The sequence below is a fragment of the Bradyrhizobium commune genome, from assembly GCF_015624505.1.
Taxonomy (GTDB): Bacteria; Pseudomonadota; Alphaproteobacteria; order Rhizobiales; family Xanthobacteraceae; genus Bradyrhizobium; species Bradyrhizobium commune.
Genome location: NZ_CP061379.1, coordinates 787,528 through 801,338 on the forward strand (window position 1 = coordinate 787,528; position 13,811 = coordinate 801,338).

The window sequence follows — 13,811 nt, forward strand, 5'->3', positions numbered from 1 at the left end:
GGCGGGGCGCACCTCGACCCCGATGTCCCAGGGGGCGGTTCGCGAGACCGCCCAACTGGCCCTCGACCGTCTTGCCGCCGGCACCTGCTGACCGGGTGCGCGCCACGCTGCTCAGGAATCGGCGAGGTCGCGCACGTCTCCAGGCGTCGCGGCAAAATTCCGACGGAAGATGCGGTGAAAATGCGAGACGGTCGAAAAGCCGCAACTATGGGCGATCTCGATCACGCTCAAATGGGCATAACGTTGCGATCGCAGCATCTCGTGGGCCTGCGCCAGACGACGGCGGAGCATTTCGTCCGTGAACGAGGTCCCGGCTTCGGCGAGCAGCACCTGCACCTGGCGCGGCGACACCGCAAAGCGACGCGCCAGCGTCTTCAGCGAGAAGCCCGGCTTCATGAAATGGCGGTCGATTTCGGCGAGCATCGCCTGAAGCCGCGCTGCGCGCAGGCTTGGAGCTTCACCGGGGCAATATCCTTGCGACGCAACGGTCGCGGCGATCAGGTCGGCGACATGGTCGGCCGCGAACCACGACGTGTCGGCGGCGTCGGGATCGTGGTGCGCGAGCAGCGCATCGACATAGGTGTTCGTCAGGGCCAGCAACGATGCCGAGCCAGGGATCAGCGTCATGAAGCATGCCGTCCCGCCGTGTCTGCGTTTGCGCAGCTCCTGCCGCGGCAATTGAAGGGCCACGAAGTCGCAAATATCGCGTCTGCCGATCTCGATCGCGGACGCCTCGCACTGCTCGATCAGGACCGCTGAGTTCGTCGTGCAGGTGACGCGGACGCCTTTCTGTTCGACCAGCATGCATTCCCTGCTCCTGTTCATCAGAAGCACGACATTGTCGGTATTCTCGGCGGCAATCTCCGTTCTGGTCCGTGCGATCGTCTCAACGGTGCCGGAAATGCGCCCGACCGCGGTATGCCCGAGTTGCATGATCCGGAGCTGGCCGTCGAAGGGAAGATCGGATCGCGCGTCGGCCCGCAGGCGCACATAGCCTGACGACAGCAGATCGACCCATTGCTCCCTGCGCAAGGCTTCGTGGCCCGGCAGGTCGTTCGAATCGAATCTGATCGTCTGCATTCGTTGCCCGACCCCCGTGGTTCGTGCCGTGCACTATATGAGAATCGGGAACCGCAGGCCATTCGCAAAACGCGACGTCTTTTGCGCAAAAAGCGTCATTTGCGCGAAAAGCCAACTCTGTCGCGATTGATGTCGCAATCGCCCGTGTTGCAGCAACACCGCAGCCACGGACTATCGCCCGCCATCTGCTCCGGTTTGCGCGAAACGAAATGCGCGCTTCGTCAAACGCGACGACAGAACGTCGCAGCCTCCACTAGCCTTGCGATCGTGAATTGGCGCGTGCGCGCGCTCCGCGCATCGGGGCTTGGAGGAAGACGTGTTTGGTTTGAGATATTTTACTGTGGCTGCCGTATTGATGATTGCAGCGTTGGCCGCGCCGGCGGGGGCGGCCGATATGGCGGCGAGCCTTCCGGTCAAAGCCCCTGCCGTCGGTCCGCTCTACGACTGGAGCGGCTTCTTTGTCGGCGTCAACGCCGGTTATGGTCTCGGACGGGATCCCACATCGAGCAACGATGTGCTCTTCGGCAGCACCAGCAATTTTTCGATCGGGCCGCAGGGCGTTCTGGGCGGTGTCCAGGCCGGCTATAATTGGCAATCCGGACATGTGGTCGTCGGTGCGGAGGCGGATTTTCAAGGAAGCGCGCAGCGCGATTCGGTTTGCGTCTCGCGCTGTCTCATCAACTTTCCTGGCTTCAACGCCGCCTCCCAGATCGACGAGAGCCTGTCTTGGTTCGGCACTGTTCGCGGCCGGCTGGGCTGGGCCCAGGGCCCCGCGCTGTTCTATCTGACGGGCGGCTTGGCCTACGGCCGGGTCGAAAACACGGTTACGCGATCCGAGACGGCCAATCCAACGCAGACATTCCGCGTTGGTCAGGTCAACACCGGCTGGACCGCCGGCGTCGGCATGGAGACGGGGATCGCGCATGGCTGGAGCGTCAAGGCCGAATATCTCTATGTCGATCTCGGCAGCATCACCAATTCCTACATCTATGGTTTTTTTGTCGTTCCAGAAACAGTCTCGAGCAATATCCGCGACCACGTGTTTCGTGTTGGCCTGAACTACCGGCCGTCCGATCGCAGCAATGCCTATGCGGCGATGCCGCCGCCCGCGCCGGTCGTGTCGTCCTGGGCCGGGGTGCATATCGGTCTCAACACCGGTTATGCGGTGGCGCGGAATCCGACCTCCGATCTGATGGTCGGGCTCGCTCCGATGAACGAGAGCTTCAATCTCGACCCTTCCGGCTGGATCGGCGGCGGTCAGGTCGGTATCGATAGGCAATTCGGCAGCTGGGTGGCAGGCCTCGAGGCCGACATTCAGGCGAGCTCGCAAAAATCGTCGTACAACTGTCTCAGTTGCAGCGAGGCGGGTCCGTTCTCCTCGCTGATCTATTTGAAGATGGATCAGAGCCTGCCGTGGTTCGGGACCGTGCGCGGCCGGCTCGGCTGGAGCACGCCGACAACGTTGCTATACGCGACTGGCGGCTTCGCCTATGGGCAAGCCAATCTGCGGGTCAGCTACTACAATAACAGTTTCGTGGGACCGGACTTCTCCACGACCGTCACTCAGTCGGGCGTGAAGTCCGGCTGGACTGTCGGTGGCGGTAGCGAGATGAAGCTCGGCGGAGCATGGTCGGCGAAGGTGGAATATCTCTATGTCGATCTCGGCAGCCAGTCGGTCAGCTTCGTCCATGACATGGGGCTCGGCTTTACCAGAACCATCACGGACTCAACGAGCGTGCACGAGCAGGTGGCTAGGGTCGGCCTGAACTATCGGTTCGATTGACGCACGTCGCGATGACGTTGGATCCCGACGTCATCGCGCATTTGGATGCTTAGCCGATCTGCTTCTCGCCGTGCCGCTCCGACAGCGTAAAGATCTCGACGCCGGTGGCGGTGACGCCGACCGAGTGCTCGAACTGCGCCGACAGCGAGCGGTCGCGGGTCACCGCGGTCCAGCCGTCGGAGAGAATCTTCACGTGCGGCTTGCCGAGATTGATCATCGGCTCGATGGTGAAGAACATGCCGGGCTTGAGCTGAACGCCCTCGCCGGGCCGGCCGATATGGATGATGTTCGGCTCGTCGTGGAACATGCGCCCCAGGCCATGGCCGCAGAAATCGCGCACCACGCTCATGCCCTGCGGCTCGACGAAGCTCTGGATGGCGTGGCCGATGTCGCCGGTGGTGGCGCCGGGTTTTACCGCGGCGATGCCGCGCATCATCGCTTCATACGTCACCTCGATCAGCCGCTCGGCCTTGCGAGCGATCGCGCCGACCGCATACATCCGGCTGGAATCGCCGTACCAGCCGTCGACGATGAAGGTGACGTCGATGTTGACGATGTCGCCTTCCTTGAGCGGACGGTCGCCGGGCATGCCGTGGCAGACCACGTGGTTGAGCGAGGTGCAGGTCGAGTAGCGGTAGCCGCGATACATCAGCGTCGCCGGATAGGCGCCATGGCTGAAGGCGAACTCGCGGACGAACTCGTCGATGCGCTCGGTCGGCACGCCGGGCCCGATGATGTCGGTGAGCTCGTCGAGGCACTTCGCCACCAGCGCGCCCGCCTTGCGCATGCCGGCAAAGGCGCTCGGGCCATGCAGCTTGATCTGTCCGGTCTTGCGCAGGGAGGTATCGGTGGCTTCGACGTAGCTCATGCGGGCGCTATCTTCTGGGATGTCTCGATGTTGGCGGAAAGGCTTGATTTCAGGACCAATTTAATGATTGCGGGCCTGCGTGCAAGCTTAGCCTACCCGCCATGCGCCCGAAAGCCGGCTCAATTCGGGACTTCTACGGTGGTTTCGACCGGTAGCGCGCCGCCGCGGACGCGGATTTCGCGGACGGGGTAGGGAACCCGGATGCCCTCGCGCTTGAAGGCGTCCCACAGCGCCAGCATCACGTCGCTTTTGACATTGTCCATGCCGTCGGGGTCCGCAATCCAGAAGGTCAGCGAGAACTTCATCCCGGCCTCCGCGAACTCGGTCAGGATGCTGTTCGGCGGCTTGCCCTTCTGGGCGCGGGGATGGGCGGAAGCGGTTTCGGCGGCGAGCTTGCAGACCAGTTTCGGGTCGGCGTCGTAATTGGTGCCAAAGGCGATCTTCACCAGCGTGTTCTTGTCGGTATAGGTCCAGTTGACGACCTTCTGGGTCACCAGATCCTCGTTCGGCACCAGGAACTCGCGGCCGTCGCCGGCGGCAACCGAAATATAGCGCGTCTTCATCGCGCTGATGCGCCCGGTGTTGTCGCCGATGGTGACGAGATCGCCCGGCTTCACCGATTTGTCGGCGAGCAGGATGATGCCCGAGATGAAGTTCGCGACGATTTTCTGGAGGCCGATACCGATGCCGACGCCGACCGCGCCGGAGAACACCGCAAGCGCCGACAGGTCGATGCCGACCGCGCCGAGCGCGATCACGACCGCGATGACCAAAAGCCCGATGCGGATGATCTTGACCAGCAGCACCTGGATCGACGGCGTCAAATCGGTCGCCGAGTTGATCTTGCTCTCGGCAAAATTGCTGGCGATGTTGGTGAGCCAGAGTGCAATGAGCAGCAGCGCACCGGCCTTGATGACCAGCAGCGGCGTCAGCCGCAGCCCGCCGAGCACGATCGCATAGGAGTCGAGCAGGTCGACCGTCGTATCGAGCTGGCCGATGATCGACAGCGCGGCGACGAACCACGCGGTCACCGACACCAGCTTGACGATGAAAGCGTTGCGCAGCACCGAGGTCACGAGCCGGATCGCCAGCCAGGCCAGCCCCAGCTTGGCGGCGACCATCAACAGATAGGAGCGGCTCGGCCAGGTCGCGTGATACATCACGATACGCGAGATGATCACGAGCAGCGTGAACACCGCCGTCGACGCGCTTGCGACCATCGCGCGGGCGAAATGGCGAAGAGGCATCGGCCAATCCTTCGCCAGCGAATTCGGGTCGACGCGGCTGCGAACACCGGTCTCCGCCGCATAGGCGATCCCGGCCGCAGCCAGAATGAGACCAAATTGCAGGTAGAACCAGGGCGAGGAGATTTCCGCCCCGACGCTGCGCGCCGTGGTCTGCACGAACTCCATGAAGTCTTTGAGGTCCATGTCCATGGGGGGTCTCGTCGCGAGGGATTTGATTCGAGGGCGCGCGGCAGAATCCCACAACGGGGAGCGCCGGACCATCGTTACACCGGCATGTGAAGCGCGTTAAGGCCGCAAAATGCGGGCAGATTGCCGCGAGCGGGAGAAAATGGGTTGGCGCGGAACTGTGGCGACGATAAGGATGCCATTCTAGCGATTTGTAGCCGGAAGGTGGATGGCCTCTCTCGACTCCGTCAGCATTGCCATTTTGCTCGGCGCCGTCCTGGTGATGGCCGGCATCCTGTCGAGCCTGCTTGCGTTGCGCTTCGGCGCGCCGCTGCTGCTCGTCTTCCTGGCGATCGGCATGCTGGCCGGCGATGCCGGCCCCGGGCAGCTCCAGTTCGACGACGTCCGCACCACCTATCTGGTCGGCTCGGTCGCGCTGGCCCTGATCCTGTTCGACGGCGGCCTGCGCACGCGCTTTGCCAGCATCCGCACCGTGCTCGCGCCGTCCGTGGTGCTCGCGACCGTCGGCGTGCTGCTGACCGCGCTGATCACGGCGCCGTTTGCGAAATACGCCCTCGATCTCAACTGGACGGAGTCGCTCCTGGTCGGCGCCGTGGTGGCCTCGACCGATGCGGCTGCGGTGTTCCTGCTGGTGCACACCCAGGGCCTGCGCCTGCGCCCGCGCGTCGGCGCGACGCTGGAGGCGGAATCCGGCACCAACGATCCCTTCGCGATCTTCCTCACCTTGATGCTGGTCGAATACATCTCGCTCGGCTCGAGCTCGCCCGGCCATGTGGTGATGGAGTTCATCCAGGAGGCCGTGCTCGGCGCGATCGTCGGCGTGATCGGCGGACGCCTCGTCGTCATTGGGCTCAATCAGGTGGCGCTGCCGCAGGGCCTGCACGCGCCATTCGTCACCACCGCGGCGCTCGTGATCTTCGGCGGCTCGCAGATCCTGCACGCCTCCGGCTTCCTCGCGGTCTATCTCGCCGGCATCATCATCGGCAACCGGCCGACGCGCGCGCATAATTCCGTCGTCGCCTTCCTGGATGCGGCGACCTGGCTGGCGCAGATCGTGATGTTCGTCCTGCTCGGCTTATTGGTTTCGCCGAGCCGGCTCGGCACCAGCGTGTTGCCGGCGGTCGGCGTCGCCTTCGTGCTGATGCTGGTCGCCCGTCCGCTCGCGGTGTTCGTCTGCCTGGCGCCATTCCGCTTCAACTGGCGCGAAAAGATCTTCATCGCCTGGACCGGCTTGCGCGGCGCGGTCGCGATCTTCCTGGCGTCGATCCCGATGCTGGTCGGGTTGTCGAAGGCCTATCTCTATTTCGACGTCGCCTTCGTCGTCGTCATCATCTCGCTCCTGCTGCAGGGCTGGACGCTGGCGCCCGCCGCACGCAAGCTGCACGTCGCGCTGCCGCGGGCCGAGCGCGGCCCGCGCCGCGTCGAGCTCGATCTGCCCGGCCAGCTCGAGCAGCAGCTGGTCGGCTATTCCGTGCGGCCGAAGAGCCTGTATTTCCGCCGCGGCCTGATCCCGTCCTGGTCGAAGCCGACGCTGGTGATCCGCAACGAGAACATCCTTACGCCTGTGGAAGCCGACCCGATCGCGCCCGGCGACTACATCTATCTGCTGGCGCCGCCGGAAAAGGCCGAGGCGCTCGACCGCTTCTTCGTCGACATGCAGCCGAGCACGGCGCCCGATCCGCATCTGCTCGGCGACTTCATGGTCTCCGGCGAGCACACGCTGGCCGAGCTCGCCGAGATCTACGGCGTGAAGGTGAGTGACGACGAGAGCAAGCTGACCCTGGCCGACTATTTCGACGTCCATCTCGACCGCGCGCCGAAAGAGGGTGCCGAACTTGCTCTGGGTGAGATCGTCCTGGTCGCGCGCAGCATTTCCGGCGGCCGCGTCAACGTCGTCGGCCTCCGCCTGCCGGAAGACGAGGAGACGCCCGCACCGCCGACGCGACGCCAGGCGCTGCGGAAGAAGCTCGCGGAGATCTGGACGTCGGTGGCGGGGGTTTAGAACTCGTGGTGATAGCGGACAACACTCTCTTGGGTCGTCCCGGCGAAGGCCGGGACCCATAACCACAGGGCGACGTTTGGCGAAGGCTGGTAGTTATTCTTGCCGTGGTACTGACGCCTGCGTTTCACCGATCGATCACGCGGTATGGGTCCCGGCCTTCGCCGGGACGACTGCGGAGAGTGCATCACTTCCCCGCCGGCACCACCTTCATCCAATGCCGCGCAATCGCAGCCCGCGGGGCGATCCAGGCCACATTGCTCCCCGCGATATGCGCCAAAATCCGCTCCAGCGCGCCGATCCGGCCGGGGCGGCCGATCATGCGCAGGTGCAGGCCGATCGACATCATCTTCGGCGATGTTTCGCCCTCGCGAATCAGCCATTCGAAGGCGTCGATGACGTAGTCGGCGAAATCCTGCCCGCTGAAACGGCCGGCATTGTAGTACTGCATGTCGTTGGTGTCGAAAGCGTAAGGCAGCACCAGATGCTGCTTGCCGGCGACCTCCCGGTAGTAAGGCAAATCGTCATTATAGGCGTCGCTGTCGTAGAGGAAGCCGCCGTCCTCGACCAGCAGGCGCCGCGTGTTCGGCGAGGTGGCCGAGCGGGTGTGCCAGCCGACGGGCCGCTGTCCCGTGACGCGCTCGATCGTCGCCACTGTCTTGGCGATGACGGCCCGCTCGCTCGCCTCGTCCATGTCGGCGTGGCTCTGCCAGCGCCAGCCATGTGCTGACACCTCGTGGCCCCGCGCGATGGCATCGCGTGCCAGCGCCGGCGAGCGCTCGACCGCGCGGCCGCAGGAGCTCACCGTCACCTTGACGCCGTGCGCGTCGAACAAATCCATGATGCGCCACCACGCCGCGCGCGTGCCGTATTCGAAATGGCTGTCGATGCAGGAATCCGGGCCGTCGAGCCGGTGCACGACCTCGTAGATCGCCTCGTTGTTGGCATCGCCATCGCTGACGGAGAACTCCGAGCCCTCCTCGAAGTTCACCACCAGCGACACCGCGACCAGCGCGCCGTTCGGCCAGCGTGGATCCGGCGGCTTGCCGCGATAGCCGGCGAAGTCGCGCTGCGAAGATTTGAGTTCGTTGCTCATGGATCAGTCCGAGGTTCCGGCCATGCGGTGCAGGCCGACGACGCGGTCGCTGACGAACAGCAGGATCACCGTGCCGGCGAGGATGAGGGTAGAGAGCGCCGCGAGCGTCGGATCGGGCGCCTCCTCGATATATTGCAGCATGCGGATCGGCAGCGTCTTGGTGCGGACATCGGCGAGGAAGATCGAGACCGGATAATTGTCGAATGAGGCGAGGAACGAGAAGATCCCGGCGATCAGGAACGATGGCGCCAGCGCCGGCACCATCACCCGCAGCACGCTGCCCGGATAGGTGCAGCCGAGCGTGCGCGCCGCCTCGATCAGGGTGAAGTCGAACCGCGCCAGCCCCGCGATCATGGTGCGCGCGACATAAGGCAGCGTGATCACGAGATGTGCGACCAGCAGCGTTGCCCAGGGCGCGGTGAAGCCGATCGCGCGAAAGCCCTGGAGCAGCGCGATGCCGAGCACCAGGCCCGGCATCATCAGCGGTGAGACCAGCGCGGTGGCAAAGACGCCCGCGCCTGGCAGCTTGCCGCGCGCGATCGCGATGGCCGCGAGCGTGCCGCAGACCAGCGAGATCGCAGTCGAGAGCAGCGCGATCTGAAGCGACAGCAGCAGCGACGGCCAGAAGCCGTCGAGCCGGCCGATCCGGCCATACCAGCGCGTCGAGGCGCCGGTCAGCGGCAAGTCGAACACCGGCGTCGGCGAGAAGCTCGCGGCTGCAATCACCAGCAGCGGTATGATCAGGAACAACGCCAGCGCGATGGCCATCACCCAGCAGAATGCGATTGCGGTCCTGCTCATCACTTTGGCTCCCGCGACAGCCGCGCGCTGAGCGTCACGACAGCAATCGCAATCGCCAGCAGCACGACCCCGGCGGCGGCGCCGAAGCCGGGCTCGCGGGCCAGCAGATAGGCCTTTGCGATCGTGGTCGCGAGCGTCGGGTATTTTTCCCCGATCAAGAGCGTCGGCACCACATAGGCGGAGACTGACAACGAGAACACCAGCGCCACGCCCGCGATGATGCCCGGCAGCGTCAGCGGCAGGATCACGCGAAAGAACGTCACCACCGGCGAGGCGCCGAGCATGGCGGCAGCTTCCGCATAACGCGGATCGAGCTGGGCGACGATCGCGTAGATCGGCAGGATCATGAACGGCAGGAAAATGTTGACGGCGCCGACGATCAGCGCGGTCTCGGTAAAGATCATCCGGATCGGATCCTCGATGATGCCGAGTGCCATCAGCGTCTCGTTGACGATACCGTCGCTGCGCAACAGGATGGTCCAGGCGAAGGCTTTCACGATGACGCTGGCCGCCAGCGGCAGGAACAGGGTCGCCAGCAGCACGGAGCGTAAGGGCCCGCGGGCGCGCGCCAGGGCGAAGGCGGCGGGATAGCTGATCAGGAAGGCGATGATGGTCGTCATCAGCCCAAGCCGCAACGAATTCCAGATCACCCAGAGATAATAGGGCGTGCCGAGCAGGCGCCTGTAATGCGCGAAGGTCAGGCCATTGGCGTCAACGATGCTGACGCCAAGCAGCAGCACCAGCGGCAGCGCGAACACGCCGGCGATGATCACGAAGGACGGCAGCACGAATCCGATCGCGGTCAGCCGCTCGCGGTCGACCGCAGGCGCCGCGACGGGTGCGGGAAGCGCTGCATCGGTCATGCCTGCGCCTCCATCGGAAACGCAAAGGTCTCGGTCACAGGCCAGCTCAGGCGGATCTCGTCATGCACGCGCGGGATCGTACCGTCGCGCCCGGAGAGTTCGGCGAGCAGGCTTTCGCCGGCGCCGGCATCGACCTCGACCAGCGTGCGCGAGCCCTGGAACACCACGGAGCGCACGCGCCCGGCTGCGGAATTCGCTTCGCCCCGTTCGCCAAGACGAAGCTGCTCGGGGCGGGCCGCGATGATGACGGGGGAGCCCGCCTTGAAACTGCCGAGCGCGGAGAGGCGGCCAAGCTTGGTCTCGACATCGACCCTGCCGTCATTGGCCGCCAGCACGGTGCCGGCAATCCGCGTCGAGAGCCCGACGAAGTTGAGTGCGAACAGGCTCGCGGGCCGCAAGTAAAGCTCGCGCGGTTCGGCGAGCTGCTCGATGCGTCCCTTGTTCATGACCGCGACGCGGTCGGACATGGTCAGCGCCTCGTCCTGGTCGTGCGTCACGAAGATCGCGGTCGCCTTGACGTCCTGGAGCAGGCGGCGCAGCTCGACCTGCATCTCCTCGCGCAGCTTGCGATCGAGCGCGGAGAGCGCCTCGTCGAACAGCAGCACGTCGGGCTCGACCGCGATCGCGCGCGCCAGCGCCACGCGCTGCTGCTGGCCGCCCGACAGTGCCGAGATGCGCCGTCCGGCGAGATGGCCGAGCTTGACCAGCGACAGCGCGCGCTCGACCGCAACATCGATCTCGCGCTTGGCTGCGCCGCGCACCTTCAGCCCGAATGCGACGTTGCCCGCGACAGTCAGATGCGGAAACAGCGCGTAGCTCTGGAACACCACGCCGACATTGCGCTTGTGCGGCGGCACCTGGGTGATGTCGCGCCCGGCGAGCTCGACCTTGCCGGCATCCGGCTGTGCCAGCCCCGCGATGGCGCGCAGCAACGTGGTCTTGCCGCAGCCGGACGGGCCGAGCAGCGTCACCAGCTCGCCGCGACGGATGGTGAGATCGATATGATCGAGGACCGTGGTCGGGCCGTACCGCTTGGAGACGCCGCGGACGACGAGATGCGGGCTGCTCTCGCTCATGTCATCTCCTTGCTCCAGCGGTCGACCCACGAGGCGCGGTTCTTGGCGACGAACGCCCAGTCCGGCGCGAACAGCGAAGCGGGATCCGGGAAGCCCGCCGGCGTCGGCGTGCCCTTGTTGGTCGGTGCGACGAACGCCTTGTCGGCGAGGATGGTCTGCGCTTCCGGGCTCAGGAAGAAGTCGATCGCGGCGTCCGCGAGATCGCCGGCCGGCGCGCCCGTCACCTTTGCGATGCCGGAGGGCATGGCAAAACCGCCGTCCTGCGGCACGGCGAGATCGACCGGTGATCCCTCGGCCTTGCGGATCAGCGTATAGGCGGAGAATTGCCCGCCGATCATCCAGGCCTCGCCCTGCTCCATCAGATTGATGGCCTGCGGCGCGTTGGTATAGACGTTCAGGAGATTGGGCTTCAGCTCCTTCACCTTCTTGAAGGCGGCGTCGATCTCGTATTGCGCCTCCTTGTAGGGCTTGCCGGTTTCGAGATGGGCGGCCGCAAGCAGCGTCCAGAACCCCTCGGTGTTCGAGAGCGACGGCACGATCACCTTGGAGGCGTATTTCGCGTCCCACAGGTCGGCCCATTTGCCGGGCGCCGTCTTCATGCGCTTGGTCGAATAGGCGATGCCGGCCCAGGGCCGCTGATAGTTCGCCCACATGCCGTCCTGGTGCACCGAGCCGTCCACGAGCTTGCCGAGATTGGCGATGGACGAGGCCGACATCTTGGTGATCAGGCCTTCGGCGGACGCCGGCAGCATCACCGGATCGTCCATGATGACGACCGAGATTTTCGGCGCGGCCTTGTCGGCCTGCATCTTCTGGAGATTGGTCAGCGAGTTGGTGCCCTCATAGAGCACCTTGCAGTCGAGCTTCTTCTCCAGCACCGGAAACAGATCGGCGTTGAAATATTTCGCGGCGCCCGCGGGGCCGCCGATGACGATTTCCTTGGGAGCGGCGCGGAGGCGCGCCGGGGCGGCGAGGACCGCGGCCAGGGCCGCGCCGGATGTGAGAACGCTGCGTCGGGAGGGGGTGTGCATGGGCATGTCCCGTTTGTTGTGCGTAAAGCTTGCTATGACAACGCAGCAAGCGCCATGCCAAATGTGCACATTTTTTTAAAGGCAAGTCATTTCAATGTATTACTGCGTCTGTTAGATCGCCGCCTGCACGGTGGCGCAGCAAATGTGCACATTTTTTGGAGGTGACGCTGCGCATCCTTTGGGCCTAGCTATCGCCATGGCGACGCAGAAGCGGCGAAACGGCAAGAGAAGCGGCAAGGCCAATCCGGCGGAGGACGAGGCGGTCTATCAGGCCATCCTGCATGCGCTGCTGGAGGGCAAGCTCAAGGCGGGGGTCAAGCTCGCCGAGCCGCCGCTCGCCGACATCTTTGGCGTGTCGCGCGAGCGCATCCGGAAGGTGTTGCATCGGCTGGGCGCGGAGCGGCGGCTGGAGATGATCCCCAACCGCGGCGCCCGCGTGCCGCGCCCGACACTCGACGACGTCCGCAGCGTCTACGAAGCGCACCGCGTGCTCGAGGCCGGCGTGCTGACGCAGCTCGTGCGTCTGGTCGACGATGCCTTGATCGATCGGCTCAACGCCCATCTCACCGAGGAGCGCGCCGCCGCCACGCGCGGCGACCGCGCAGCGTCCGTGCGCCTGTCCGGCGCCTTCCACGTCCATTTGGTCGAGGCGCTCGGCAATCCCGATCTGTCGCGCTTTTTGTCCGATCTGCTCAGCCGCTCCTCGGTGATGGTCTCGGTCTACGAGCCTGCCACCGATTCGATCTGCGCCGTCGACGAGCATGGTGCCATCGTTGAGGCGCTCAGCGCCCGCGACGTGGCACGCGCGATCGCAGTGTCGCGCGAGCATTTTCTGCATGTGGAGAGCCGGCTGCATCTGGATGATGTGATGCCGGCAGCCGAGGATCTGACGACGGTGTTTGCGGCAGTGAAGCCGAAGCGAAGGAAGCGCTGAGGCGCGCGATCCCTCCCCAACGTCGTCCCGGCGAAGGCCGGGACCCATAACCACAGGGAGTGGTTTGGCGAAGATTCGCAGTTACTCTTCGTTCGGTACTGCGACCCGAGTTTTACCGACAGATCACGCGGTATGGGTCCCGGCCTTCGCCGGGACGACAGTTGTGAATGTTGCGCCGCCCCCGCTACGTCAGCACCTTCACCCCGCCGAACGACGTCACCCGTCCCTGCCTCAGCATCACGATCTGCGTCGCGAGCTGGCGCAGCTCGGCGACGTCGTGGCTGACATAGACCATGGGGACATTGGCCTCGTCGCGCAGCCGCACCAGATAGGGCAGAATCTCGAGCTTGCGGCCCTCGTCGAGCGCGCCGAGCGGCTCGTCGAGCAGCAGCAAACGCGGTTTTGACAGCAGCGCGCGGCCGAGCGCGACGCGCTGGCGTTCGCCGCCGGAGAGCTTTCCGGGACGGCGGTCCAGAAGCGCGCCGATGTCGAGGAGATCGACGACGCGGTTGTGCTGCGCGGGGTCGGGTGCGAGGCGGTTCATCCGCCGTCCGTAGTCGAGATTTTGCGCGACGTTGAGATGCGGGAACAGCCGCGCGTCCTGGAAGACGTAGCCGATGCGGCGGCGCCAGGTCGGCACATGAATGCCGGCGGCGGTGTCGTCCACGGTCTCGCCGTCGATGACGATGGTGCCGCGGTCGGGACGCAGCAGGCCCGCGATCATGTTGATCAGCGAGCTCTTGCCGGCGCCGGATGCCCCGAACAGGCCGGTGACGCGGCCTTCGCTCGAAAACGATGCTTCAAGCGAGAATTCACCGAGCTGTTTTTCGACATCGACCCGCAGCAT

At 65.1% G+C, this 13,811-nt stretch carries 12 protein-coding genes; 3 read left to right on the forward strand and 9 right to left on the reverse strand.

Features of this window, described 5'->3' with window-relative positions:
* Nucleotides 1-111: 111 nt before the first annotated feature.
* Nucleotides 112-1,080, reverse strand: coding sequence for an AraC family transcriptional regulator (locus IC761_RS03730; protein ID WP_195801954.1), 969 nt, complete (start codon nt 1,078-1,080; stop codon nt 112-114).
* Between the two features lie 355 nt (nt 1,081-1,435).
* On the opposite strand from IC761_RS03730, the gene IC761_RS03735 reads away from it, so the two are divergent.
* Nucleotides 1,436-2,863: an outer membrane protein gene (locus tag IC761_RS03735; RefSeq protein WP_195801955.1), complete on the forward strand. Its 1,428-nt coding sequence runs from the start codon at nt 1,436-1,438 to the stop codon at nt 2,861-2,863.
* Nucleotides 2,864-2,912: 49 nt separating this feature from the next.
* On the opposite strand, the gene map is transcribed toward IC761_RS03735, so the two are convergent.
* Together map and IC761_RS03745 are read right to left on the reverse strand one after the other, a co-directional pair.
* Nucleotides 2,913-3,731 carry a type I methionyl aminopeptidase gene (gene map, locus IC761_RS03740; protein WP_195801956.1) on the reverse strand — a complete coding sequence of 273 codons (819 nt, stop codon included), beginning with the start codon at nt 3,729-3,731 and terminating at the stop codon, nt 2,913-2,915.
* 119 nt (nt 3,732-3,850) lie between these two features.
* Nucleotides 3,851-5,167 carry a mechanosensitive ion channel family protein gene (locus tag IC761_RS03745; RefSeq protein ID WP_195801957.1) on the reverse strand — a complete coding sequence of 439 codons (1,317 nt, stop codon included), beginning with the start codon at nt 5,165-5,167 and terminating at the stop codon, nt 3,851-3,853.
* Between the two features lie 205 nt (nt 5,168-5,372).
* Here IC761_RS03745 and IC761_RS03750 point away from each other — a divergent pair, with 205 nt between their 5' ends.
* Complete coding sequence (locus IC761_RS03750; RefSeq protein WP_195801958.1) at nt 5,373-7,166, forward strand: potassium/proton antiporter; 1,794 nt, start codon at nt 5,373-5,375, stop codon at nt 7,164-7,166.
* A 184-nt stretch (nt 7,167-7,350) separates the two neighbouring features.
* On the opposite strand, the gene IC761_RS03755 is transcribed toward IC761_RS03750, so the two are convergent.
* From IC761_RS03755 to IC761_RS03775, 5 genes are read right to left on the reverse strand one after another with little or no spacing between them, the layout of a single operon-like run.
* Entirely contained in the window at nt 7,351-8,259 is a 909-nt protein-coding gene (locus IC761_RS03755) for a polysaccharide deacetylase family protein (protein ID WP_195801959.1), read from the reverse strand.
* Nucleotides 8,260-8,262: 3 nt separating this feature from the next.
* Complete coding sequence (locus tag IC761_RS03760; protein ID WP_195801960.1) at nt 8,263-9,060, reverse strand: ABC transporter permease; 798 nt, start codon at nt 9,058-9,060, stop codon at nt 8,263-8,265.
* Nucleotides 9,060-9,923 (reverse strand): ABC transporter permease, encoded by an 864-nt coding sequence (locus IC761_RS03765; RefSeq protein WP_195801961.1) that lies wholly within the window; start codon nt 9,921-9,923, stop codon nt 9,060-9,062. The genes IC761_RS03760 and IC761_RS03765 overlap by 1 nt, the downstream gene beginning before the upstream one ends.
* The gene (locus IC761_RS03770) at nt 9,920-10,999 is read right to left on the reverse strand and encodes an ABC transporter ATP-binding protein (RefSeq protein ID WP_195801962.1); all 1,080 of its coding nucleotides are present in this window, start codon (nt 10,997-10,999) and stop codon (nt 9,920-9,922) included. Before IC761_RS03770 ends, IC761_RS03765 begins: the two co-directional genes overlap by 4 nt.
* Nucleotides 10,996-12,030 carry an extracellular solute-binding protein gene (locus IC761_RS03775; protein ID WP_195801963.1) on the reverse strand — a complete coding sequence of 345 codons (1,035 nt, stop codon included), beginning with the start codon at nt 12,028-12,030 and terminating at the stop codon, nt 10,996-10,998. The genes IC761_RS03770 and IC761_RS03775 overlap by 4 nt, the downstream gene beginning before the upstream one ends.
* Before the next feature lie 196 nt (nt 12,031-12,226).
* Between IC761_RS03775 and IC761_RS03780 the strand changes: the two genes are divergently transcribed.
* The gene (locus IC761_RS03780; protein WP_195801964.1) at nt 12,227-12,964 is read left to right on the forward strand and encodes a GntR family transcriptional regulator; all 738 of its coding nucleotides are present in this window, start codon (nt 12,227-12,229) and stop codon (nt 12,962-12,964) included.
* A gap of 184 nt (nt 12,965-13,148) precedes the next feature.
* On the opposite strand, the gene modC is transcribed toward IC761_RS03780, so the two are convergent.
* On the reverse strand, nt 13,149-13,811 hold the full coding sequence (gene modC / locus IC761_RS03785; RefSeq protein ID WP_195801965.1) for a molybdenum ABC transporter ATP-binding protein: 663 nt from the start codon (nt 13,809-13,811) through the stop codon (nt 13,149-13,151).

Coding starts and splice junctions, on each gene's coding strand:
- IC761_RS03730 (WP_195801954.1), bottom strand. CDS start 1,080: ATGCAGACGATCAGATTCGATTCGAACGACCTGCCGGGCCACGAAGCC.
- IC761_RS03735 (WP_195801955.1), top strand. CDS start 1,436: ATGATTGCAGCGTTGGCCGCGCCGGCGGGGGCGGCCGATATGGCGGCG.
- map (WP_195801956.1), bottom strand. CDS start 3,731: ATGAGCTACGTCGAAGCCACCGATACCTCCCTGCGCAAGACCGGACAG.
- IC761_RS03745 (WP_195801957.1), bottom strand. CDS start 5,167: ATGGACATGGACCTCAAAGACTTCATGGAGTTCGTGCAGACCACGGCG.
- IC761_RS03750 (WP_195801958.1), top strand. CDS start 5,373: ATGGCCTCTCTCGACTCCGTCAGCATTGCCATTTTGCTCGGCGCCGTC.
- IC761_RS03755 (WP_195801959.1), bottom strand. CDS start 8,259: ATGAGCAACGAACTCAAATCTTCGCAGCGCGACTTCGCCGGCTATCGC.
- IC761_RS03760 (WP_195801960.1), bottom strand. CDS start 9,060: ATGAGCAGGACCGCAATCGCATTCTGCTGGGTGATGGCCATCGCGCTG.
- IC761_RS03765 (WP_195801961.1), bottom strand. CDS start 9,923: ATGACCGATGCAGCGCTTCCCGCACCCGTCGCGGCGCCTGCGGTCGAC.
- IC761_RS03770 (WP_195801962.1), bottom strand. CDS start 10,999: ATGAGCGAGAGCAGCCCGCATCTCGTCGTCCGCGGCGTCTCCAAGCGG.
- IC761_RS03775 (WP_195801963.1), bottom strand. CDS start 12,030: ATGCACACCCCCTCCCGACGCAGCGTTCTCACATCCGGCGCGGCCCTG.
- IC761_RS03780 (WP_195801964.1), top strand. CDS start 12,227: ATGGCGACGCAGAAGCGGCGAAACGGCAAGAGAAGCGGCAAGGCCAAT.
- modC (WP_195801965.1), bottom strand. CDS start 13,811: ATGCTGCGGGTCGATGTCGAAAAACAGCTCGGTGAATTCTCGCTTGAA.